Here is a 21632-nt window from a genome sequence, read left to right on the forward strand (position 1 = left end):
TAACTAGCGGCGAACCTTCGGCGCGTACGGATCGGCACGCTCGCGGACCCTGATTTCGACCAGTCCAGACTACGGGGTTTCACGGGTACGCACCGGCCGCTGTCCAGAGGATCAGCAAGTAAGGAGAGCTACCGACCAGTGGCTGCCAACGAATCGGGCTCGACCAAAGCAACATCCGGTGATTACGACGCTTCCTCCATTACGGTCCTCGAAGGACTCGAGGCGGTTCGCAAGCGGCCGGGCATGTACATCGGCTCCACGGGTGAGCGCGGTCTGCACCATCTGATCTGGGAAGTCGTCGACAACTCCGTGGACGAGGCGATGGCTGGGCACGCCTCGCGCGTCGATGTGAAGATCCTCGCCGACGGCGGCGTCGAAGTGATCGACGACGGCCGCGGTATCCCCACCGGCATGCACGCGCAGGGCATCCCCACCATCGAGGTGGTCATGACCCAGCTGCACGCCGGCGGCAAGTTCGACTCCGACTCCTACGCCGTCTCCGGCGGTCTGCACGGCGTCGGTATCTCCGTGGTCAACGCCCTGTCGAGCCGCCTCGAGGCCGAGATCGACAATGCCGGCTACCACTGGAGCCAGACCTACAAGGACGCCAAGCCGGGCCAGCTGATCAAGGGCGAGCCGACCAAGCGCACCGGTACCACCATCCGCTTCTGGGCGGACTCGGAGATCTTCGAGACCACCACCTACAACTTCGAGACGGTCGCACGCCGGCTGCAGGAGATGGCGTTCCTGAACAAGGGACTCACCATCACCCTGACCGACGAGCGGGTCTCCGACAGCGATGTCACCGACGAGGTGGTCAGCGAGACCGCCGAGGCGCCCAAGCACGCCGATGAGGTGGCCGAGGCTGCCGCCGCGCCGAAGGTGAAGACTCGCACCTATCACTACCCGGGCGGGCTCGAGGATTACGTCAAGCACATCAACCGGACCAAGCAGCCGATCCACAACTCGATCGTGTCGTTCACCGGCAAGGGCACCGGCCACGAGCTCGAGGTCGCGATGCAGTGGAACTCCGGTTATTCGGAATCTGTGCACACCTTCGCCAACACCATCAATACCCATGAGGGCGGCACGCACGAGGAGGGCTTCCGTGCGGCGCTGACCACGGTGGTCAACAAGTACGCCAAGGACAAGAAGCTCATCAAGGAAAAGGACGGCAACCTCACCGGTGACGACATCCGTGAGGGCCTGGCCGCCATCCTGAGCGTCAAGGTCGGTGAGCCGCAGTTCGAGGGCCAGACCAAGACCAAACTCGGCAATACCGAGGTCAAGTCGTTTGTGCAGAAGGCGTGCAACGAGCATATCCAGCACTGGTTCGAGGCCAACCCAGCCGACGCGAAGACCATTGTGAACAAGGCGGTTTCGTCCGCTCAGGCCCGGGTTGCCGCACGTAAGGCGCGGGAGTTGGTGCGCCGCAAGTCCGCCACCGATCTGGGTGGCCTGCCGGGCAAGCTGGCAGACTGCCGCTCCAAGGATCCGGTCAAATCCGAGATCTACATCGTGGAGGGCGACTCCGCCGGCGGCTCGGCCAAGTCCGGCCGAGACTCGATGTACCAGGCCATCCTCCCGCTGCGCGGCAAGATCATCAATGTCGAGAAGGCGCGCATCGACCGGGTCCTCAAGAACAACGAGGTCCAGTCGATCATCACCGCGTTCGGCACCGGTATCCACGACGAGTTCGATATCGCCAAGCTGCGGTACCACAAGATCGTGCTGATGGCCGACGCCGACATCGACGGCCAGCACATCTCGACGCTGCTGCTCACGCTGCTGTTCCGTTTCATGCGCCCGCTGGTCGAGCAGGGTCACGTCTACCTCGCGCAGCCGCCGCTGTACAAGCTCAAGTGGCAGCGCAGCGAGCCCGAGTTCGCCTACACCGACCGGGAGCGCGACGGGCTGATGGAGGCCGGCCTCTCGTCCGGCAAGAAGATCAACAAGGACGACGGTGTGCAGCGCTACAAGGGTCTGGGCGAGATGAACGCCAAGGAACTGTGGGAGACCACGATGGACCCGTCGGTGCGAGTGCTGCGCCAGATCACGCTCGACGACGCCGCGGCGGCCGATGAACTGTTCTCCATTCTGATGGGTGAGGACGTCGAGGCGCGCCGCAGCTTCATCACCCGCAATGCCAAGGATGTTCGCTTCCTCGACGTCTAGCCCGACCTGAAACCAGCAGCTTCCCAGCGCTTTCAGGCCTGGCCATCTAAGGAGACCACCGCATGACTGAGACCACTCTGCCGCCCAACGGCGGGGCCGGTGACCGGATCGAACCGGTCGACATCCAGAACGAAATGCAGAACAGCTACATCGACTACGCGATGAGCGTGATCGTCGGCCGCGCGCTGCCCGACGTGCGCGACGGCCTCAAGCCGGTGCACCGGCGCGTGCTCTACGCGATGTACGACACCGGCAACCGCCCGGACCGCGGCTATATGAAGTCCGCTCGTCCGGTCGCCGAGACCATGGGTAACTATCACCCACACGGCGACACGTCGATTTACGACACCCTGGTCCGCATGGCCCAGCCGTGGTCGCTGCGTTACCCGCTGGTCGACGGCCAGGGCAACTTCGGTTCCCGCGGCAACGACGGTGCGGCGGCCATGCGTTACACCGAGTGCCGCCTGACGCCGCTCGCCATGGAGATGTTGCGCGAAATCGACCACGAGACGGTCGATTTCACACCGAACTACGACGGTCGCTCGCAGGAACCGACGGTGCTGCCCGCCCGGGTGCCGGCCCTGCTGATGAACGGCTCCAACGGCATCGCGGTCGGCATGGCGACCAATATCCCGCCGCACAACCTCAACGAGCTCGCCGAGGCCGTCTACTGGGCGCTGGAGAACTACGAGGCCGACGAGGAAACCACCCTCGACGCGTGCATCGAGCGGGTCAAGGGCCCGGACTTCCCGACCTACGGCCTGATCGTCGGCGGCCAGGGCATCAACGACGCCTACCGCACCGGTCGCGGTTCCATCCGCATGCGCGGTGTGGTCGAGATCGAAGAGGACAGCCGCGGCCGCACCACCATCGTCATCACCGAGCTGCCGTTCCAGGTCAACACCGACAACTTCATCAACTCGATCGCCGAGCAGGTGAAAGACGGCAAGATCGCGGGCATTTCGGATATCCACGACGAGTCCTCCGACCGCGTCGGCATGCGCATCGTGGTGACGGTCAAGCGTGACGCCGTCGCCAAGGTGGTGCTGAACAACCTCTACAAGCACACCCAGCTGCAGACCAGCTTCGGCGCCAACATGCTGTCCATCGTCGATGGTGTGCCGCGCACGCTGCGCCTGGATCAGATGATTCGGCTCTACGTCAATCATCAGTTGGAAGTCATCGTCCGACGCACCCGGTACCTGCTGCGCAAGGCCGAGGAGCGGGCCCACATCCTGCGCGGCCTGGTCAGGGCGCTGGACGCGCTCGACGATGTGATCGCGCTGATCCGGCGCTCGGCCAACACCGACACCGCGCGCACCGGCCTGATGCAGCTGCTCGAGATCGACGAGATCCAGGCCACGGCCATCCTCGACATGCAGCTGCGGCGTCTGTCCGCCCTGGAGCGGCAGAAGATCGTCGACGAGTTGGACAAGATCGAAGCCGAGATCGCGGACCTGAAGGACATTCTCGCCAAGCCGGAACGCCAGCGCACAATCGTGCGGGACGAACTGCGCGAGATCGTCGAGAAGTTCGGCGACGAGCGCCGCACCCGGATCGTCGCCGCCGACGGCGACGTCGCCGACGAGGATCTGATCGCCCGCGAGGACGTGGTCGTCACCGTCACCGAGACCGGTTACGCCAAGCGCACCAAGACCGACCTCTACCGTTCGCAGAAGCGCGGCGGCAAGGGCGTGCAGGGCGCGGGTCTCAAGCAGGACGACATCGTCAAGCACTTCTTCATCACGAGCACGCACGACTGGCTGCTGTTCTTCACCAACAAGGGCCGGGTGTACCGGGCCAAGGCCTACGAGCTGCCCGAGGCCAGCCGGACCGCGCGCGGCCAGCACGTGGCGAATCTGCTTGCCTTCCAGCCGGATGAGAAGATCGCCCAGATCATTCGCATCCAGTCCTACGAGGATTCCCCTTACCTGGTGCTGGCCACCCGGAACGGCCTGGTGAAGAAGTCCAAGCTGACCGACTTCGACTCCAACCGCACCGGCGGCATCGTCGCGGTGAACCTGCGTGACGATGACGAGCTGGTCGGCGCCGCGCTGTGCTCCAACGAGGACGACCTGCTGCTGGTCTCGGCGCACGGTCAGTCGATCCGCTTCTCCGCCACCGACGAGGCGCTGCGGCCGATGGGCCGCGCCACCTCCGGCGTGCAGGGCATGCGGTTCAATACCTCCGACGAATTGTTGTCGCTCAACGTGGTTCGCCCCGACACCTATCTGCTGGTGGCGACCTCCGGGGGCTACTCCAAGCGCACCGCGATCGAGGAGTACACCGCACAGGGTCGCGGCGGTAAAGGCGTATTGACTATCCAGTTCGACGCCAAGCGTGGCACTCTGGTCGGTGCGCTCATCGTCGACGACGAGGATGAGTTGTACGCGATCACGTCCGGCGGCGGCGTAATCCGGACGGCGGCCAAGCAGGTTCGTAAGGCTGGACGACAGACCAAGGGCGTGCGATTGATGAACCTCGCGGATGGGGATACGTTGCTTGCTATCGCGCGCAACGCCGACGAGCCCGATCAGATCGCCGGCGATGACAGCACCGGTTCCGAGTAATCCACCAGCGGCGGCAACGAACGGATCTAAGGATTCCCATTGACCACTCCGAATCAGCCGAATGACGAGCGGCAGCACACGAACGGTGTGACCGAACGGATCTCACCGTCCCCGATTCCGCCGCGGCCGATTTCCCGGCCGGTCACCTCGGGCGAAGGTGGGCAGTCGAACGAAAATCCGGATCAGCACAGCGAATTCGCGTCCAAGGCGCCGGAGCAGAACTCCGGCGCCGAGGGGAAGGGTGAGCCGGCCGAGCAGTCCGGCGGCGGGCAATCGCCGTATCAGGACGGCTGGTCCCAACTGCCGCAGCGCGAACCGCAGTCCAATCTGTATCGGCCGGGCCAGGCGCCCGTCACCGGGCGGCCCGCGGGCGGCCTGAACGGCGGCGTCACCAACGCTCGCACCACCGCCGACCTCGCCGCCAAAGCCGCGCGCAAGGAAGCGGCGATGGTGAAATCCGTTGGTATCGACGGGCCTACCCGCAGCATCGCGCGGCCGGAACTGATCAAGGACATGCCCGACCTGTCCGACATCCGGCATCCGCTGCCGCCGCAGGAATCCGCTGCGGCCTCCTCGCTGCCGCAGTATCACCCGGTCTCGCCCGCGGCGCCGGTCGCGGTCGCGGCGGCCGCCGCCGGTGAGCCGCTGCGCGCCACCGTGCAGATCCGCCGCATCGACCCGTGGTCGACGCTGAAGATCTCGCTGGTGATCAGCGTGGCGCTGTTCTTCGTGTGGATGCTGGCCGTCGGCCTGCTCTACATCGTGCTCGAGGGCATGGGCGTCTGGGAGCGGTTGAACAACACCTTCACCGACATGGTGTCCCAGGACAGCGGGTCGGCGGGTCTGATCGACGCGGGCACGGTCTTCGGCTACGCCGGCGTCGTCGGGCTGATCAACGTGGTGCTGTTCACCGCGCTGGGCACGGTGGGCACGTTCATCTACAACCAGTGCTGCGACCTCGTCGGCGGTATCCAGGTCACCCTGGCCGACCCCGACTAGAAAACCCGGTTCCAGGACGGCCGGTGCGGATTCGCACCGGCCGTTCGCCGTTTCCGAAACGCCGAAGAATATGCTTCTGACCAGCCGTTTTGGTTGTACCCGGTGGTGTCGGGTAATCTTTGTCCTCGGCTCGGGTACTACACCACAGGGTCGATACGGGCCTATAGCTCAGGCGGTTAGAGCGCTTCGCTGATAACGAAGAGGTCGGAGGTTCAAGTCCTCCTAGGCCCACCCTCATCTCCAAGATTTACGGCTCATGCGCAACGCATGGGCCGTTTCTCGTTACCGGGGCCCGCGCGCGGTGTGAAGTACGCTGGGGTCATGAAACTTCTTCTCACAGTTGGAATTGCGGTCGCCGTTCTCATCGGAATCAGCAAGCTGCGCAAGCGCGACGACGCCGATCTGTGGCACGAGGTCACCAACCGCTGACTTCCGCCACCCACCTGGCAGTTCGCCCGGCACGGGCTTGTTTGACGCGGCAAACGCTCGGCAGGTACCGTTTCGGGCGTCGAGGGGCCTTAGCTCAATTGGCAGAGCACTGCCTTTGCAAGGCAGGGGTTAGGGGTTCGATTCCCCTAGGCTCCACAGCGATCGGGGCGGGTCAGAGAGTGTTATCACTTTCTGACCCGCCCCTTTGCATGAACAGGGCCGTCAGAACGCGGGGGCGGTGCAGTTCACCACGGCGTACTTGCCGGTTGCGGTCTGCTCGTCAGCGACCTTGCCGTCGACGGTGATCCGGCACGTCACCGATGACCCGTTCGTCTGCGCGCCCAGACTGATGAGCGCGACGGTCGAGGAGTTTGTGAATGACTTCGACCACGGCGCGGTCGCGCTGGTTTCCTGTTTCAGTTCAGAATTGCCGTCGAAGTAGGTCACTGAGTTGAGTTCGCCGGCATCCGACACGATCTCGTAAGTGATGCTCTTGCCCTTGGCGCTCGAGGTACCCGGCGTCAGTGGCGGGATCGATGCGCCGGGCGAGGCCGGCACATCGGGTGCGGTCGGCGCAGCCGAGATCGAGCTGACCGCGGCGTCGATGGATTTGCTTACTTCTTCACCCGCCTTGCCGAGGATGGCAACGCATCCGCCGAATCCGCAGAGCAGGACGACGGCGACGACGCCGAGCACGATCCATTTCGTGTTCGACTTTTTCGGCGGCTGCGGCGGGTATCCCGGCTGTTGACCGTAGGGCTGTTGACCGTAGGGCTGCTGCGGGTACTGCGGACCGGTCAAAGTGTTCCCCCATGCTCTCGAGGTTGGATGTCGCGATGTGATCGCGGTCTCGGTTTCGAGTGTTACGAGGCATCGCGCCTGATCCCGAGCGCGGGACACGCCGGGTGGATAGGGCGGCTGGCGTCCGCGCTCGGATTGACTTCGGTGATGGAGAGTCGGAAGCGGACGGTGCTCTACGGTGCTTTGCTCATGCTGGGGGCGCTGGTGGGCGGGCTTTGGGTTCACGATTTGCCGACGCAGCCGTTGCGGGTGATCGGGTACGTCGTGGTTATTGGGGTTGCCGGGGTGGGGTTTGTGATGACCCTGCGGGACGACTCGTAGGGGTCAGCGGGGGACGCGGCGGTGGTGGACGCGTTCCCAGGCGTCGATGGCGGCGTCCCATTGGTCGCCGGACAGGGTGGTCAGGGACATCGGGAAGAGGCCGTCTTCTTCCTTTTCGATGTGCGGCCAGAGGGTGGCGAGTGAGGCGAGGATCTGGTCGCGGCCCGCGGGGGTGGTGATGTCGGCGGTGAGGGCGACGGTCATTTCGCGGTGCTCGGATTCCAGCGCTTCGATGTAGTCGGCGCAGTCGGGGTCGTCGCGCATCACCGCGAACAGGCCTTGTTCCTCGCCGGCCCAGTGTTCGCGCAGCTTTCGTTCGATCTCGGCCAGCTGCTGTCGCGCGGCGGCGATATCGCCGCGTTCCAGGGCGCGCTCGATCTCGCCCGAAAGGTTGTACACCGCCTCGTGTTCGGCGATGAACTCCTTGATCAGCGGGATGTCGCGGCAACCGCAGTACTGGCACATCAGGCGTCCTCGAGCGGGCCGTGCCGGTCCAGGTGCAGGTAGGTGTAGCCGGTGGTGAGCAGGCAGACCAGGAACGCGGCGATGAGCATGGCCCAGCCGGGGACGGCCAGGCTGAGCAGCCCGCCGATGAGGGCGCCGAGGGCGAAGGCGGTGTAGAGCAGGAAGTAGTTGAGCCAGTCGGCGTAGTCGCCGCCGCTGAGGTGGCGTTCGATGCCCTGGCCCATTTTCACGACCGTGCCGGTGACGTAGCTGAGTGGGATCGACACCTCACCGTCCTTGACGAAGGAGGTGTTCAGCGCGCCGACGCCGAAGGCCACGAACAGGATGGGGACGAAGGCGATCGTGGTTCCGTCGTCGTCGTGGCTGACCAGGTACAGGTCGGTGAGCGCGGCCACGGCGAGGCTGACGGTGGTGAGCAGGGTGGGGCCGTGCGGGTGCCCCTCCCAGAAGTGCCGCCGGCACCAGGACGCGACGACGACACCGGAGAGGAAGGCGGCCAGCAGCGCGGCCGCGGCGGCGGCCATATCGCTCTCCTCATGGAAATAGCCGAGGACGGCACGTTCGGTATTGCCGGTCATGAACGTGACGAAGTAGCCGGCGGTGTGCATGAACGCGGCGGCGCCGATCAGCCCGGCCAGTCCGGCCAGCACCCAGGAGATGCGGGCTTCGGCGTCGAACAGGGCCTGTTTGCGCGCCGGATCCGGCTGCTTCACAGGTCAGGCTCCTCCCGGGGCGGTGGACAATGCCCCAGTTTCACCCATGGGAGGCGCGGATTCCCGGAGGTCTCCGGCGATTTGCGGTGGCTTACACCAGAGCCGCCGCCTCGGCGCGGTCGTAGGCGTCGCGGGCGGAGGCGATCTCGCGCTGATGCGATTCGGTCCAGCTCACCAGGGCTTGAATGGTGTGGTGCAGGCCGGCACCGAGCGGGGTGAGTTCGTAGTCGACCCGCGGCGGCACCACCGGATACACCGTGCGCCGGACCAGGCCGTCGCGTTCGAGGTGCCGCAGGGTGCGGGTGAGCATGCGCTGGCTGATGCCGTCGATCTCGCGGCGCAGTTCGGTGAAGCGCATGGTGCGGCCGGCGAGCAGCGCGATGGCGAGCAGGGACCACTTGTCGGCGATACGGTCCAGGATCTGGCGGACCTCGCAGTCTTCGCGGGTGTCCCACTGCCGGGCGGTGTAATCGCCGGTATCCCCGCAGTAACCGAGGGACTCGTAAGTGCCTTCTTCCATGGTTACTAATAGTGACGCATGATGGGCTCAGTTACAAGAAGTAACCGACACGCTAGAGAAGAACCTTCATGGAAGGGCACGGCCATGAGCAGGAAAGTGACGGAGTTCGCGGAGCTGGAGTCGGAGTTCGACGCCTACGTCGGCCGGATCGTCTACGCCACGATGGTGACGGTGGACAGCAAGGACCGGCCGCGGACCCGGGTGCTGATCCCGATCTGGGAGAACGTCGACGGGCGTCCGGTCGGCTGGCTGGCCACCTACAAGACACCGGTGAAGGCGGCGCATATCGCGCGCAACCCGCATGTGAGCTTCTCCTACTGGGATCGGCGCAACGACTCGGTGGCGATCGACGCGACCGCCGCCTGGGACGACGAGATGACTGTCCGGCAACGGGTCTGGGACCTGTACTCCCGGACCAGCCCGCCGGGCGCGGGCTACCCGCTCGGTCAGTTCTGGAGTTCACCCGCCGATCCGAAGCTGCACATCATGCGCCTGGAGCCGTTCCGGATCCAGGTGATTCGCGGCCGGGATCTGCGCAGCCGCATCTGGACACCGGCGCAGCGGCCGGTCCCGGCCGGAACGCGGGTTACCGTGCAGGAGTGAACGATGTGCTCGAGTACCTGCTGACCGCACCGATCGCCGAGGCCGCGCCGGCCGATCTGGACCAGGCGTGGGCTCGGCACGCGGCGCTCACCGAGCCGTTCCGGTCGCCGGTGGACCGCGCGATCGCGGGCGGATTCGCGGCCGATCGGCTGGGTTTCGCGTTCCTGTCCGGGTATCAGGAGGCGCTGCGGCAGCTGTTGCCCGAGGTGGCCGGCGCGGAGTTGATCGCGGTGTCGGCGACCGAGGAGGGCGGGGCGCATCCCGCGGCGATCCGGACCGTGCTGGAGCCGGCCGGCGACGGCTGGATCGTGCGCGGTACCAAGACCTTCACGACGATCGGGGAGTACGCGCGCTGGTTGGTGGTGGTGGCCGCGACGGGTGCGGTCGTCGACGGCCGGCATCAGCTGCGCGCGGTCCTGGTCGAGGCCGGGCAACCGGGGGTGACGGTGACGAACCGGCCGCCGCTGCCGATGGCGCCGGAGATCCCGCACGCCACAGTGCTTTTCGAGGACGCGGTGGCGCGGCCGCTGCCGGGGGACGGCTACGCGGACTTCCTGAAACCGTTCCGGACCGTCGAGGACGTGCACGTGCTCGCCGCGACGCTGGGGTGGCTGGTGCGGGTGGGACGGACGGCCGGTTGGCCGCAGCCGGAATTACAGCGCTTGCTGGCGGCGGTGGCGATGGTGCGGGGCCTGGATCTGGACCGGCCCGATTCGCCCGGCGTGCACATCGCGCTGGGCGGGATCTTCGCGGAATTCGCGCGGCTGCTGGAGCAGTCGGAACCGCTGTGGCAGCAGACCGACGCGGTGACCCGGGACCGGTGGGAGCGGGATCGCGCGCTGCTGGCGACCGCGGGGCGGGTGCGGGCGAAACGGCTGGAAACGGCTTGGCGCCGGGTCGCCGCAGCGGCGGAATGAGGCGGGAAAACCTGCCCTGAAAATGGGGAGCGGGCCTCGGCGAAGGGGGGGAGTTAGCCGAGGCCCGCGTAGGGTCGGCCCGGGGGGGAGGGGCCGACGAGAATGATCCTACGCGATGATTTCGGTTTGTGTGTGCGTGGGGATCGCCACTTTCGTAGTTTTTCAGGGGTCGACATACCTAGGTCGGCGCGGCCGGGTTTCCCCCACCGTGGCCGGGTTCTCCGGCGCCGGTAGAGCATCGGCTGATTGTTAGCCAAAACCGTTGTCTCCCAGGAAATTTCCGCGCCATAATCCCCGTTCAGCTGGAACTCTGCCGGTTCTCGGCAAACATGCAGACCGGTCGCTGCCTGTCCCGCAGCGGGATTGGGTGTGGCGCGTTGGTCCGGATTCTGTCGTATTTGTCGCGTGTCATCCGGGGCTCGGGCATGTCGGGGGAGCGAACCTGTCGGACCCTGATGCGAGCATGACCACATGATTCGGGTAGCCGGCTACGCACGACCCGCGGGGGTGGTGTGCGCGAGGATCGGATCGGTCGCATCCCGTTCCGGTACCCCCGAGCACCGCCTGGACCGGGATGCGGCCTTCGACGTCTCCGACGCGACCGGCGCACCCGATTCAAGGGGTGAAATTGTCGGTACCCAGGGCAATACTTGCACGGGTATTGATCAGCCCATTTCGCGAGTTTCACGAACCTCAGGAGAGTCATGCCCGACGCAATAGTCGCCGAGGGTCTGGTCAAGCGTTACGGCCAGTTGATCGCCCTCGACGGACTCGATCTCTCGGTGCCCGAGGGCACCGTCACCGCCCTGCTCGGCCCGAACGGCGCCGGCAAGACGACCACCGTCCGCGTGTTCACCACCTTGCTCATTCCGGACGAGGGCCGCGCCACGGTCGCCGGCATCGACGTGCTGCGCAATCCCCAGGCGCTGCGCTCGCGGATCGGGGCGTCGGGTCAGTACGCCGCGGTCGACGAGTACCTCACCGGTTTCGAGAACCTCGAAATGGTGGGCCGGCTGTATCACATGGGCGTGCAGCGCAGTAAGGAGCGCGCCCGTGAGCTGCTGGAACGTTTCCGGCTCAGCGATGCGGCCGACCGCCCGGTCAAGGGTTACTCCGGCGGTATGCGCCGCCGGCTCGACCTGGCGGGCGCGCTCGTCGCCAATCCGCCGGTGCTGTTTCTGGACGAGCCGACCACCGGCCTGGATCCGCGGGCCCGGCTCGACCTCTGGGATGTCATCGAGGAGCTGGTCGCCGGTGGCACCACGCTGCTGCTCACCACCCAGTACATGGAGGAGGCCGATCGCCTGGCCGATTCCATCGCGGTGATCGACCACGGCAAGGTGATCGCGCGCGGCACCGCCGACGAGCTCAAGACACTGGTCGGTGGCGACCGCATCGAACTCACCGTCGGTGATCCCGCGAAGCTGGGCATCGCCGAGCAGGTGCTGAAAGGCCTGGCGGACGGCGAGATCCACATCGAACCGGGCTTGCGCCGGATCATCGTCCCGGTCAGCAACGGGTCGCAGGCGCTGGTCGACGCGATCGGGCTGCTCGGGTCCAACGATGTCCACATCAACGATGTCGGCTTGCGCCGGCCCTCGCTCGACGATGTCTTCCTGACCCTCACCGGGCACGAGGCCGAGGATTACGTCAACGGCAACGGTGCGGCCGCCCAGCTCGAGCCGGAAGGAACGGTCCGATGACCGATTTGCAGAAGGATGCCGCTCCCGCGTTCGCCGTACCGGAGCAGCCCGGCCTGGGCCAGCGCCTGTCCTATCTGGTCAACGACAGCCTGACCATCGCGAAGCGCAATGTCATCAAGATCAAGCGCGTGCCCGACGTGCTGATCTTCTCGACCATGTCGCCGATCATGTTCGTGCTGCTGTTCGCCTATGTCTTCGGCAACGCGATCGCGGTGCCGGGGATGGAGGGCGGCTACCGGGAATTCCTGATCGCGGGCATCTTCGCCCAGACCGTGGTCTTCGGCGCCTCCTTCACCGGCGCGGGCCTGGCCGAGGATATGCAGAAGGGCATCATCGACCGCTTCCGGTCCCTGCCGATGGCGCCGTCCGCGGTGCTGTTCGGGCGCACGATCAGCGACGTCGTCATCAACGTGGTGAGCCTGACGGTGATGTCGCTGACGGGCTACCTGGTCGGCTGGCGGATCCGCGGTTCCATCCTGGACGCGGTCCTGGCCTACGTGCTGTTGCTGCTGTTCGCCTACGCGATCTCCTGGATCATGGCCGTGGTCGGCCTGCTGGTCCGCGCGCCGGAGGTGTTCAACAACGCCAGCTTCATGGTGATGTTCCCGCTCACCTTCCTGGCCAACACCTTTGTGCCGCTGGAGAACCTGCCGCAGGTGCTGCGGGTCTTCGCCGAGTGGAACCCGGTGTCGGCGCTGACCCAGGCCACTCGCAACCTGTTCGGCAACACCGATCCGATGATGCCGCCGGAGTCGCAGGCCTGGTCCATCCAGCACCCGGTGGCTACCTCGCTGATCTGGGTGGTGGTCATCTTGGTGATCTTCGTGCCGCTGGCGATGCGGCAGTACAAGAGCGCCGTAAGCCGCTGAGCTCGAACGTTTCCGCCGCGCCGGCTCCCAGGGGCCGGCGCGGTGTCGTTTCCGGGGTCGGGGCTACGCCCCGCCGCTGCCGTCGACGCTGACCGGCTGCGGCGAGCCGTTGCGCGAATAACCGATCCGCGGCGGCTCCGGGGCCACCGCGGGCGGCTGCGGCCGCCGGCTGCGCAGCAACCAGGCAACGGCTCCGGCCAGCGCGACGACGACCGCGGCAACGAGCCGGTTACGAGAACGTGCGGATACAAGCTGGCGCCCCAAGGTCATTCGACCACTCTGGCACAACCAGCGAAATACCGCAGTAACGGCAGGTGACCGGGGCGGATCGGGCGACGCGTCGAGAACCCGGTTCGGCGGCGCATGCTCCGCCCGCGACTAACATGGCGGCGTGACCTCACCGATTCAGACTGCGAGCGCGACGCTGCATACCAACCACGGCGATATCAAGATCGCGCTATTCGGCAACCACGCGCCGAAGACAGTGCGGAACTTCCTCGGCCTCGCGGATGGTTCGGCGCAGTACACCACGCAGAACGCGAGCGGCGGCAGCACCGGCCCGTTCTACGACGGCGCGGTCTTCCACCGGGTGATGGACGGATTCATGATCCAGGGCGGCGACCCGACCGGTACCGGTCGCGGCGGCCCCGGCTTCGAGTTCGGCGACGAATTCCACCCGGAACTGCGCTTCGACCGCGGCTACCTGCTGGCGATGGCGAACGCGGGGCCGGGCACCAACGGGTCGCAGTTCTTCATCACGCTCACCCCGCAGCCGCATCTGAATCGCAAGCACACCATCTACGGTGAGGTCATCGATCCGGATTCGCGCAAGGTGGTCGACGCCATCGCGACCACACCCACGGATCGCAACGACCGCCCCAAGGAGCCGGTCGTCATCTCCAAGATCACCCTCGATACCGAGTGAAGCTATGAACCCGCAGCCGCCCGCACCGATGTGCGTCCGCCATCCCGATCGCCCCACCGGACTGGCGTGTACGCGCTGCGGGCAGCCCGCCTGCCCCGAGTGTCTGCAGCCCGCCGCGGTCGGGCAGCACTGCGTCGACTGTGTGCGCGAGGGGCAGAGTCAGACCCGGCAGGTCCGCACCGTCGCGGGCGCCGTGGCCGGCAAGGCCGCGGTCCCGTACGTCACCTATGCGCTGATCGCGGTGAACGTGGCCGTGTACGCGATCACCGCGTGGCAGTCCAAGAATCTGGTGGACAACGCCCAGGGCGGCACGAACTTCTTCACCTCGCGCCTGTTCTACGACTGGGTGCTGGTGCCGGCAATGGTGTCGCACGGCGAGTGGATCCGGGTGCTCGGCTCGGGGTTCCTGCACTACGGCCCGATCCATCTGGCGCTGAACATGTTCGCGCTCTGGATCATCGGCCGCAGTCTGGAGCCGCCGCTGGGCCGGCTGCGTTTCTTCGCGATCTACCTGGTCTCGCTGCTCGCGGGGTCCGCCGCGTGCATGGTTTTCCAGGGGTCGCTGGAGGCGACCGCCGGTGCCTCCGGCGCGGTGTACGGGCTGTTCGGCGCGATCACGGTGCTGCTGCTGCGCCTGCGGCAGAACGCCAATCAGATGTTCATCCTGATCGGCATCAACCTGTTCATCAGCTTCTCCATCCCGCACCTGTCGATCGCCGGTCACCTCGGCGGGCTGGTCGCGGGCACGCTGGCGGCGCTCGGTGTGCTGTTCCTGCCGGAACGGCTGGGCGCCAAGACACAGGAGGCGGCACGCAGTATCGGCTGGGCGAGCATCGCCGCGATCGGGCTGATCGCGCTGGCGATCATCGCGGCGCGGGCGATCGCGCTCGGCTGACTCAGCGGTTTTGCTTCACGTGAAACGTTGGTAATTCAGGCCAGGCTGGCGAGGCCGTGTTCGACCAGGGCGTCGAACACGTCTTCCGGGCCGGCGCCGAGATCCCAGCGTCCGAAGATGAGCAGGCGCTCGGTGCCCGCGTCGTCGACATCGATCTCCAGCATCGGCATCTTGCGGCCGAGCCGGCGATAGCTCACGATGCGGGCGCGCTGGATCTGGTCGCGGCCGTACTCCGCGGCGCCGAACATCGACCGCACCAGCAGGCGCGGTTCCGGGCCGGGCCGGATGGCCAGGCGCGGTCGTTGCCGGAAACCGAGCAGGGCCAGGCCCAGCAGCCCGGTGGCGGCGAGGCCGATCAGCAGGCGGCTGGCGCCGTCGCGGCTCAGTACGGCGGCACCCGCGAGCAGCACGCCGCCCACGGTGACCGCGATCAGCATCGGCTTAGGAGTAGCCCAGGTCAGAGTGGATTCCGTCGGCTGCGGAATCGAAGATTCCGGTTCCATGCGGCCGGTTCCCTCTCGAGTTGTCCCCACCTTTATCCACAGGTGGGGATGAATGACATGTCTGTTATCCGGTTAAATCCGGCAGCTCGAGGGGCTCAGCGCCAGCGCATGGTCATGATCAGGCCGACCACCATGAGGCCGAAACCGATCAGGAAGTTCCAGGCGTTGAGATCGTTCATCCAGGTGATCTTCTCGGCCGCCAGGTAGTAGACCAGCAACCAGACCAGCCCGGCCACCATGAAGCCCAGCATGATCGCCACGTACCAGACCGGCGATGGACCACCCTTGATCTTGACCGGGGTCCGGCTGGCGGGGTTGATCGTGTAGTCGGTCTTCTTACGGACCTTCGACTTCGGCATGACGTCCTCGTGTTCGGCGTGCAGGTCGGTACCGGTACCGGGCCCAGCCAGGACCGATCCGGGCGCGGCTCGGACGCCCTCCGGTGTGTGTCCAGGCTATCTCACCTGGTAATAGAAATAGGCACCGTGCCACGTAACCAGTAACCTCGACCTCATGCGCGTTCTCGTCGTCGACAACTACGACAGCTTCGTCTTCAACCTGGTGCAGTACCTCGGCCAGCTCGGAGCCGAGGCCGTGGTCTGGCGCAACGACGATCCGCAGCTCGCCGATGTCGACGCCGTAGCCGCCGCGTACGACGGCATTCTGATCAGCCCCGGCCCCGGCTCGCCGGACCGCGCGGGCGCCAGCATCCCGCTCGTACACGCCTGCGCCCGGTCCGCGACCCCGCTGCTCGGCGTGTGCCTGGGCCACCAGGCGATCGGCGAGGCGTTCGGCGCCACCGTCACCCGGGCGCCGGAGCTGCTGCACGGCAAGACCTCGCTGGTGTTCCACAGCGGCAAGGGCGTGCTGGGCGGGCTGCCCGACCCCTTCACCGCCACCCGCTACCACTCGCTCACGGTGCCCGAGGAGACGCTGCCCGCCGAGCTCGAGGTCACCGGCCGCACCGAATCCGGCATCGTGATGGCCGTGCGCCACCGCGACCTGCCCATCCACGGCGTGCAGTTCCACCCGGAATCGGTGCTCACCCAGGGCGGGCACCGCATGCTCGCGAACTGGCTCGAGGTGTGCGGCGAGCGCCCCGCCGAGGGCCTGGTCGAGATGCTCGAATCGGAGGTCGCCGCGTTGGTGACGCAGTGAGCCTGCGCCCCCATGTGGTGCTCTCGGTCGCGGTCAGCATCGACGGCTACATCGACGACGCGAGTCCCGATCGCCTGACGCTTTCCGATGCCGCGGACTTCGATCGCGTCGACGCGGTCCGCGCCGAATCCGACGCCATCCTGGTCGGCGCGGAAACCCTGCGCCGCGACAATCCGCGCCTGCTGGTGAACAGTCCGGAACGCCGCGCCGCCCGGGTCGCCGCCGGCCGGCCGGAGTATCCGCTGAAGGTGACCGTCACGGCCGGTGGCGAATTGGACCCGGCCTGGCGATTCTGGCACCACGGCGGCGCCAAGCTCGTCTACACCACCGATGCCGGTGCGGCCCGGCTCGGCGACCGGCTGTCCGGGCTGGCGGAGGTCGTGAGTCTCGGCGGCACGGTCGATTTCGCGGCTCTGCTCGATGATCTCGGCCGGCGCGGAACAACCCGGCTGATGGTCGAGGGCGGCACCGGCATGCACACCGAGTTCCTCGCCGCCGACTTGGCCGACGAACTGCACTTGGCCGTCGCACCCCTGCTCGTCGGCGATCCGGCCGCCCCTCGCTTCCTCGGGCCCGCCGCGTATCCCGATGCGCCGCACCGCCGTTTGCGCCTGGCCGGAGTCACGCAGGTCGGCGACATGGCCGTGCTGCGCTACCTGCGCCCGGACGACGATTACCGATTCATGCGCCGGGCCATCGAACTCGCGCGCGAGTGCCCGCCGAGCCCGACCGCGTTCTCGGTCGGTGCCGTGATCGTGGCGGACGGCGCGGAGATCGCGACGGGTTTTTCCCGGGAGACCGACGCGAAGGTGCATGCCGAGGAGTCGGCGCTGGACAAACTGGGCGACGCGGATCCGCGGCTGGCCCGCGCGACCATCTACAGCACGCTCGAACCGTGTTCGCAGCGCGCCAGCGCCGGCCGGGCGCCGTGCACGGAACGGATTCTGCGCGCGGGGATTCCACGGGTGGTCATCGCGTGGCGCGAGCCGACGACGTTCGTGACCAACTGCGTGGGCGTGGAGCGGTTACGGCAGGCGGGGGTCGAGGTGGTGGAACTGGCCGATCTCGCGGAGGCGGCCATGGCGATGAACCGGCACCTCGACCTGACCTAGCGCTACGGGCGGCCGTAGATGGAGTTCACCCACTCGCCGAGCTGATTGTCGTCGAGGTGCTTGGCCAGGTCGGCCTCGCTGATCATGCCGACGAGTTTCTTCTCGTCGTCGATGACGGGGACCCGCTTGATGCGGTGCCCTTCCATCTCGTCGAGCACCTCTTCGACGTCGGCGTCGGCCGGGACCCAGCGCGGGGTGGCCTCGCAGAGGTCGCCGGCCAGGGTGGCACCGGGCGACTTGCCCTGGGCGACGCACTTCACGACGATGTCGCGATCGGTGATGATGCCGCGCATGCGCTTGTTGTCGTCGGAGACGATCAGGCATCCGACGCCGAGCTCGGCCATCAGCCGGGCGGCTTTGCCGAGAGTGTCCTCGGTGGATATCCAGTGCGCTCCGGGGCGCATGATGTCGCGGGCAGTGGTCATGGGGCTACCTCCTGTTGCGTGGACGCATTCGGATGAGCAGCCCCATTCTCCCGTCGATCACTGAGCGAAGACTGAGTTTTCCAGAAAGTAGCTGTTGACGGTCACGGCGGGCCGAGAACGCCGACCGAAATGGTGATTGTCGCGGTCTTGGCCAGCGGAGAACCGGTTGCCGGAGATTGGCCGAGGATCCGCCCGACACTGCCCGTGTCGAAGGTGCCCTGCGGCTGCTGGACGATCTGGCTGGTGCTGCCGGTCCAGCCCTTGGAGCGCAGCACCTCCACGGCCTGCGACGGGGTCATGCCGGTCACGCTGGGCATGGTGATCTCGCCGCTGGAGATCTGCACGGTCACCGTGGAGCCCTTGTCGGCCTGGGTGCCGCCGGACGGGGTGGTGCCGATGACCTCACCCTTGGGCTTCGAGGACGCCACCTCCTCGATGTTGACCTTGAAACCGGCGCTGCCCTCCAGGTTCGGCTGGGCCACGCTGATGTCCTGGCCGACCACCGAGGGCACCCGGACCTTCTCCGGGCCGTCGCCGAGGGTGACGATGATGGCCTGGTCGAGATCGACCTTCAACCCCGCGGACGGTTCGGTCCCGATGACCTTGTCCTTCTCCTGCTGGCTGGACGGCTTGCGCAGCACGTTCGGATCTATGCGCAGGCCTTGGGAATTGAGCACCTGCTCGGCCTGCTCCTGGGTCATCCCGTCCAGCCGCGGCACCTGTACCTGTTGCGGTCCGGTGGACACCACCAGGGTGACGGTGCTGCCCTCGTCGATGCGGGAACCACCCAGCGGCTGAGTGGCGATCACATTGCCCTGGGCGATCTTGCTGTCCGGCTTCTGCTCCACCGCGACGGTGAAGCCGAGCTTCTGCAGCGAATCCTTGGCCTGCGGCTGGGTTTTGTTCGAAAGGTCCGGCACGGCAACCTGATCCGGCTGGCTTCCGGGACCGATCAGCACCCAGAACAGCGCGAACGCCACCGCGACCGCGGCCGCGGCGCCGACGGCGATCCAGGTGCGCCGCGAAGCGCCGGGATCGGTCGCCTCCTGCTCGGCCGTGTCGTCGGTGCGCTCGACGGTGCGGTAGGCGCGCGGTGCGGGTTCGTCGTTGCCGAAGACGGTGGTGCGGTCCTCATCGGTCATCACCATCGGCGCGCTCGGGCGCTGCCCGCCCAGGACGCGGATCAGATCGGCGCGCATCTCGGCCGCGGTCTGATACCGGTTGGCCGGGTTCTTGCTCATCGCCTTGAGAATCACCGAGTCGAGCTCGCGCGGCACTCCGGAGTGCACGTGCGAGGGCAACCGCGGATCCTCGCGGACATGCTGATAGGCCACCGCGACCGGCGAGTCGCCGGTGAAAGGCGGTTCGCCGGTGAGGATCTCGAACAGCACGCAGCCGACCGAGTACACGTCCGAGCGGGCGTCGACGGTCTCACCGCGCGCCTGCTCGGGCGAAAGATATTGCGCGGTACCGATTACGGCCGCGGTCTGAGTCATCGGGTTGGAGCTGTCGGCGAGCGCGCGCGCGATGCCGAAGTCCATCACCTTCACCGCGCCCGCACGGTTGATCATGATGTTGGCGGGCTTCATATCGCGGTGCACGATGCCGGCCTTGTGGCTGAAATCCAGTGCGGCGCAGACGTCGGCGACGACCTCCATGGCGCGGCGCGGAGCCATCGGGCCGTCGCCGCGCACCAGATCGCGCAGCGTGTCGCCGTCGACGTACTCCATCACGATGTAGGGCAGCGGGCCGCCGTCCACCTCGGCCTCGCCGGTGTCGTACACCGCGACGATGGCCGGATGATTCAGGGCGGCCGCGTTCTGCGCCTCGCGCTTGAAGCGCAGGTAGAACGTGGGGTCGCGCGCGAGGTCCGCACGCAAGACCTTGATCGCGACATCGCGGCTCAGCCGCAGGTCACGGGCCTTGTGCACCTCGGACATACCGCCGAATCCGATGATCTCGCCGAGTTCGTAGCGAGAACCGAGATTCTTCGGGGTCGTCATGGTTGTCCTTGCGAAGGAGTAGGCGCGCTACGAGTGGACGAGGGACCGCGAGCACCGGGACTATCCGGAAATGGTAAGTCGAGCGTGGGGAAGTACGGGGGCCGGGTGGTCGTGGTCGTCTTGCCGGTCTTGGTGGTGCTCGGAACCGGTGTCGTCGTCGGAGGTTTGGTCGTCGTCGGCGGTTCCGTGGTGGTCGTCGGCGGCTCGGTCGTCGTGGTCGGCGGCACCGTGGTGGTCGTCGGCGGGACCGTGGTCGTGGTGGTGACCGGCGGCGGTGGCGGCGCCGGCGCCTGCGTCGTGGTGACCGGCTGCTTCGTCGTGGTCGGCGGCAGCTGGGTGGTGGTGACGGCGGGACGGTCCGGGGACGGATTGGTGTCGCCGCCGAAAGCCAGCCAGGTCGCGGCGCCGCCGAGCAGCACCGCGCCGATACCTAGGCCGATCAGCCATTTCTGGGTGTTGTTGAGCCCGTCGGGCTTCGGCGACGGTGGCGGCGTCGAGCCGGGGTTCATCGCGGTGGCGGGCGCACCGTAGGTGCCCGCGGCGCCGCCGTTGTTGTAGGGGACGGTCGGGCCGTCCTGCTGCGGCGCGGGCAGGATGACCGTCGGGCCGGGCGGCAGCACCCGGGTGGCGCCCTCGGTGAACGGACCGGTGCCGGGAGACGCGGTGGCGCCCTTCGGTTCCGGCGGACGATGACCCGCGCGCACGGCGGCCACCGCGTCGGCGAACTCGCCGCCGCTGGCGTAGCGCTGGTTCGGGTCCTTGCGCATGGTGATCTCGATGAGCTGATGCACGTTGGCCGGCAGATCGTCGGGCATCGGCGGCGGCGTCTCGCGCACGTGCTTCATCGCGACGGTGATGGCGCCGTCGCCGCTGAACGGGCGCTGGCCCGCCAGCGCCTCGTAGCCGACGATACCGAGGGAGTACACGTCGCTGGCGGAGGTCGCGTCCTCTCCGACGGCCTGCTCCGGCGCGATGTACTGGGCGGTGCCCATCACCATGCCGGTCTTGGTGACCGGGGACGCGTCCACGGCCTTGGCGATGCCGAAGTCGGTGATCTTGATCTGACCGGTCGGCGTCACCAGGATGTTGCCCGGCTTCACGTCACGGTGCACGACGCCCGCGGCGTGCGCCACCTCGAGCGCGCGCCCGGTCTGCTCCAGCATGTCCAGGCCCTGCACCACCGAGAGCCGGCCGAGCCGGTTCAGCACCGTGTTCAGCGGCTCGCCCTGGACCAATTCCATGACCAGGTAGGCGGTTTCACCCGCGGACGGGTCGTAGGTCTCGCCGTAGTCGTAGATCCCGGCGATGCCGGGATGATTCAGCTGGGCGGTGGTCCTGGCCTCGGTGCGGAACCGTTGCCGGAAAGTGGGATCGGCCGAGAACTCGGCTTTGAGCACCTTCACCGCGACCCGGCGGTCCAGCCGGGTGTCCAGAGCCTCCCAGACCTGACCCATTCCGCCCGTGGCGATGAGCCGTTGCAGGCGGTAGCGGTCGGCGATCAACGCGCCGTTGTTCAGCATCGGGGA

The 21632-nt window shown here is 67.0% G+C and carries 22 protein-coding genes and 2 tRNA genes; 14 read left to right on the forward strand and 10 right to left on the reverse strand.

Annotated features, from left to right (window positions below):
* Positions 1-138 precede the first annotated feature (138 nt).
* From gyrB to AB0H76_RS24530, 6 genes are all read left to right on the forward strand, one after another.
* Positions 139-2175 carry a DNA topoisomerase (ATP-hydrolyzing) subunit B gene (gene gyrB, locus AB0H76_RS24505; RefSeq protein ID WP_357328230.1) on the forward strand — a complete coding sequence of 679 codons (2037 nt, stop codon included), beginning with the start codon at positions 139-141 and terminating at the stop codon, positions 2173-2175.
* A gap of 62 nt (positions 2176-2237) precedes the next feature.
* Positions 2238-4745, forward strand: a complete 2508-nt coding sequence (gene gyrA, locus AB0H76_RS24510) for a DNA gyrase subunit A (protein WP_357328233.1) — start codon at positions 2238-2240, stop codon at positions 4743-4745.
* 39 nt (positions 4746-4784) lie between these two features.
* Positions 4785-5744, forward strand: coding sequence for a DUF3566 domain-containing protein (locus AB0H76_RS24515; protein ID WP_357328236.1), 960 nt, complete (start codon positions 4785-4787; stop codon positions 5742-5744).
* Positions 5745-5901: 157 nt separating this feature from the next.
* A tRNA-Ile gene (locus tag AB0H76_RS24520) sits at positions 5902-5975 on the forward strand.
* 90 nt (positions 5976-6065) lie between these two features.
* Entirely contained in the window at positions 6066-6173 is a 108-nt protein-coding gene (locus tag AB0H76_RS24525; protein ID WP_357328238.1) for a DLW-39 family protein, read from the forward strand.
* 83 nt (positions 6174-6256) lie between these two features.
* Positions 6257-6329 (forward strand) — tRNA-Ala (locus tag AB0H76_RS24530).
* 66 nt (positions 6330-6395) lie between these two features.
* Here AB0H76_RS24530 and AB0H76_RS24535 read toward each other — a convergent pair.
* From AB0H76_RS24535 to AB0H76_RS24550, 4 genes are all read right to left on the reverse strand, one after another.
* Positions 6396-6974: an MmpS family transport accessory protein gene (locus AB0H76_RS24535; RefSeq protein ID WP_357328241.1), complete on the reverse strand. Its 579-nt coding sequence runs from the start codon at positions 6972-6974 to the stop codon at positions 6396-6398.
* Positions 6975-7298: 324 nt separating this feature from the next.
* Complete coding sequence (locus tag AB0H76_RS24540; protein WP_357328244.1) at positions 7299-7760, reverse strand: hemerythrin domain-containing protein; 462 nt, start codon at positions 7758-7760, stop codon at positions 7299-7301.
* A complete protein-coding gene (locus AB0H76_RS24545) occupies positions 7760-8473 on the reverse strand; it encodes a YoaK family protein (RefSeq protein WP_357328247.1) in 714 nt (237 codons plus the stop codon). Before AB0H76_RS24545 ends, AB0H76_RS24540 begins: the two co-directional genes overlap by 1 nt.
* A gap of 91 nt (positions 8474-8564) precedes the next feature.
* Complete coding sequence (locus AB0H76_RS24550; protein ID WP_357328249.1) at positions 8565-8993, reverse strand: helix-turn-helix domain-containing protein; 429 nt, start codon at positions 8991-8993, stop codon at positions 8565-8567.
* Between the two features lie 84 nt (positions 8994-9077).
* Between AB0H76_RS24550 and AB0H76_RS24555 the strand changes: the two genes are divergently transcribed.
* The 4 genes from AB0H76_RS24555 to AB0H76_RS24570 all read left to right on the forward strand — a co-directional run bounded on the left by AB0H76_RS24555 (position 9078) and on the right by AB0H76_RS24570 (position 13085).
* Positions 9078-9596 (forward strand): pyridoxamine 5'-phosphate oxidase family protein, encoded by a 519-nt coding sequence (locus AB0H76_RS24555; RefSeq protein ID WP_357328252.1) that lies wholly within the window; start codon positions 9078-9080, stop codon positions 9594-9596.
* The gene (locus AB0H76_RS24560) at positions 9593-10513 is read left to right on the forward strand and encodes an acyl-CoA dehydrogenase family protein (RefSeq protein ID WP_357328255.1); all 921 of its coding nucleotides are present in this window, start codon (positions 9593-9595) and stop codon (positions 10511-10513) included. Before AB0H76_RS24555 ends, AB0H76_RS24560 begins: the two co-directional genes overlap by 4 nt.
* 704 nt (positions 10514-11217) lie before the next feature.
* On the forward strand, positions 11218-12216 hold the full coding sequence (locus AB0H76_RS24565; RefSeq protein WP_357328258.1) for an ATP-binding cassette domain-containing protein: 999 nt from the start codon (positions 11218-11220) through the stop codon (positions 12214-12216).
* Complete coding sequence (locus tag AB0H76_RS24570) at positions 12213-13085, forward strand: ABC transporter permease (RefSeq protein WP_357328261.1); 873 nt, start codon at positions 12213-12215, stop codon at positions 13083-13085. Before AB0H76_RS24565 ends, AB0H76_RS24570 begins: the two co-directional genes overlap by 4 nt.
* 63 nt (positions 13086-13148) lie before the next feature.
* Here AB0H76_RS24570 and AB0H76_RS24575 read toward each other — a convergent pair whose 3' ends face one another.
* A complete protein-coding gene (locus AB0H76_RS24575) occupies positions 13149-13355 on the reverse strand; it encodes a hypothetical protein (RefSeq protein WP_357328264.1) in 207 nt (68 codons plus the stop codon).
* 121 nt (positions 13356-13476) lie between these two features.
* Between AB0H76_RS24575 and AB0H76_RS24580 the strand changes: the two genes are divergently transcribed.
* Together AB0H76_RS24580 and AB0H76_RS24585 are read left to right on the forward strand one after the other, a co-directional pair.
* On the forward strand, positions 13477-14010 hold the full coding sequence (locus tag AB0H76_RS24580; protein ID WP_357328267.1) for a peptidylprolyl isomerase: 534 nt from the start codon (positions 13477-13479) through the stop codon (positions 14008-14010).
* 4 nt (positions 14011-14014) lie between these two features.
* Positions 14015-14905, forward strand: coding sequence for a rhomboid family intramembrane serine protease (locus AB0H76_RS24585; protein ID WP_357328270.1), 891 nt, complete (start codon positions 14015-14017; stop codon positions 14903-14905).
* 35 nt (positions 14906-14940) lie between these two features.
* Here the strand turns inward: AB0H76_RS24585 and AB0H76_RS24590 are convergent, their stop codons facing one another.
* Both AB0H76_RS24590 and crgA read right to left on the reverse strand, forming a co-directional pair.
* Positions 14941-15408 carry a PH domain-containing protein gene (locus AB0H76_RS24590; RefSeq protein WP_357328273.1) on the reverse strand — a complete coding sequence of 156 codons (468 nt, stop codon included), beginning with the start codon at positions 15406-15408 and terminating at the stop codon, positions 14941-14943.
* Positions 15409-15503: 95 nt separating this feature from the next.
* Complete coding sequence (crgA, locus tag AB0H76_RS24595; RefSeq protein WP_357328276.1) at positions 15504-15767, reverse strand: cell division protein CrgA; 264 nt, start codon at positions 15765-15767, stop codon at positions 15504-15506.
* Between the two features lie 154 nt (positions 15768-15921).
* On the opposite strand from crgA, the gene AB0H76_RS24600 reads away from it, so the two are divergent.
* Positions 15922-16566, forward strand: a complete 645-nt coding sequence (locus tag AB0H76_RS24600) for an aminodeoxychorismate/anthranilate synthase component II (RefSeq protein ID WP_357328279.1) — start codon at positions 15922-15924, stop codon at positions 16564-16566.
* The gene (locus AB0H76_RS24605) at positions 16563-17678 is read left to right on the forward strand and encodes a dihydrofolate reductase family protein (protein ID WP_357328282.1); all 1116 of its coding nucleotides are present in this window, start codon (positions 16563-16565) and stop codon (positions 17676-17678) included. Before AB0H76_RS24600 ends, AB0H76_RS24605 begins: the two co-directional genes overlap by 4 nt.
* Positions 17679-17680: 2 nt before the next feature.
* Here the strand turns inward: AB0H76_RS24605 and AB0H76_RS24610 are convergent, their stop codons facing one another.
* From AB0H76_RS24610 to AB0H76_RS24620, 3 genes are all read right to left on the reverse strand, one after another.
* Positions 17681-18103, reverse strand: a complete 423-nt coding sequence (locus AB0H76_RS24610; protein ID WP_357328285.1) for a CBS domain-containing protein — start codon at positions 18101-18103, stop codon at positions 17681-17683.
* A 101-nt stretch (positions 18104-18204) separates the two neighbouring features.
* Positions 18205-20106, reverse strand: a complete 1902-nt coding sequence (pknB, locus tag AB0H76_RS24615; protein WP_357328288.1) for a Stk1 family PASTA domain-containing Ser/Thr kinase — start codon at positions 20104-20106, stop codon at positions 18205-18207.
* Entirely contained in the window at positions 20103-21626 is a 1524-nt protein-coding gene (locus AB0H76_RS24620) for a protein kinase (RefSeq protein WP_357328290.1), read from the reverse strand. Before AB0H76_RS24620 ends, pknB begins: the two co-directional genes overlap by 4 nt.
* Between the last annotated feature and the right edge of the window lie 6 nt (positions 21627-21632).

It is taken from the genome of Nocardia sp. NPDC050712 (assembly GCF_040654295.1).
GTDB lineage: Bacteria > Actinomycetota > Actinomycetes > Mycobacteriales > Mycobacteriaceae > Nocardia.

What these genes read in the sequence shown, in the direction of transcription:
- AB0H76_RS24590 (WP_357328273.1), bottom strand. Translation starts at nt 15,408, where the DNA reads ATGGAACCGGAATCTTCGATTCCGCAGCCGACGGAATCCACTCTGACC.
- AB0H76_RS24525 (WP_357328238.1), top strand. Translation starts at nt 6,066, where the DNA reads ATGAAACTTCTTCTCACAGTTGGAATTGCGGTCGCCGTTCTCATCGGA.
- pknB (WP_357328288.1), bottom strand. Translation starts at nt 20,106, where the DNA reads ATGACGACCCCGAAGAATCTCGGTTCTCGCTACGAACTCGGCGAGATC.
- AB0H76_RS24570 (WP_357328261.1), top strand. Translation starts at nt 12,213, where the DNA reads ATGACCGATTTGCAGAAGGATGCCGCTCCCGCGTTCGCCGTACCGGAG.
- AB0H76_RS24575 (WP_357328264.1), bottom strand. Translation starts at nt 13,355, where the DNA reads ATGACCTTGGGGCGCCAGCTTGTATCCGCACGTTCTCGTAACCGGCTC.
- AB0H76_RS24565 (WP_357328258.1), top strand. Translation starts at nt 11,218, where the DNA reads ATGCCCGACGCAATAGTCGCCGAGGGTCTGGTCAAGCGTTACGGCCAG.
- gyrA (WP_357328233.1), top strand. Translation starts at nt 2,238, where the DNA reads ATGACTGAGACCACTCTGCCGCCCAACGGCGGGGCCGGTGACCGGATC.
- crgA (WP_357328276.1), bottom strand. Translation starts at nt 15,767, where the DNA reads ATGCCGAAGTCGAAGGTCCGTAAGAAGACCGACTACACGATCAACCCC.
- AB0H76_RS24540 (WP_357328244.1), bottom strand. Translation starts at nt 7,760, where the DNA reads ATGTGCCAGTACTGCGGTTGCCGCGACATCCCGCTGATCAAGGAGTTC.
- AB0H76_RS24610 (WP_357328285.1), bottom strand. Translation starts at nt 18,103, where the DNA reads ATGACCACTGCCCGCGACATCATGCGCCCCGGAGCGCACTGGATATCC.
- AB0H76_RS24600 (WP_357328279.1), top strand. Translation starts at nt 15,922, where the DNA reads ATGCGCGTTCTCGTCGTCGACAACTACGACAGCTTCGTCTTCAACCTG.
- AB0H76_RS24620 (WP_357328290.1), bottom strand. Translation starts at nt 21,626, where the DNA reads ATGCTGAACAACGGCGCGTTGATCGCCGACCGCTACCGCCTGCAACGG.
- AB0H76_RS24585 (WP_357328270.1), top strand. Translation starts at nt 14,015, where the DNA reads ATGAACCCGCAGCCGCCCGCACCGATGTGCGTCCGCCATCCCGATCGC.
- AB0H76_RS24555 (WP_357328252.1), top strand. Translation starts at nt 9,078, where the DNA reads ATGAGCAGGAAAGTGACGGAGTTCGCGGAGCTGGAGTCGGAGTTCGAC.
- AB0H76_RS24550 (WP_357328249.1), bottom strand. Translation starts at nt 8,993, where the DNA reads ATGGAAGAAGGCACTTACGAGTCCCTCGGTTACTGCGGGGATACCGGC.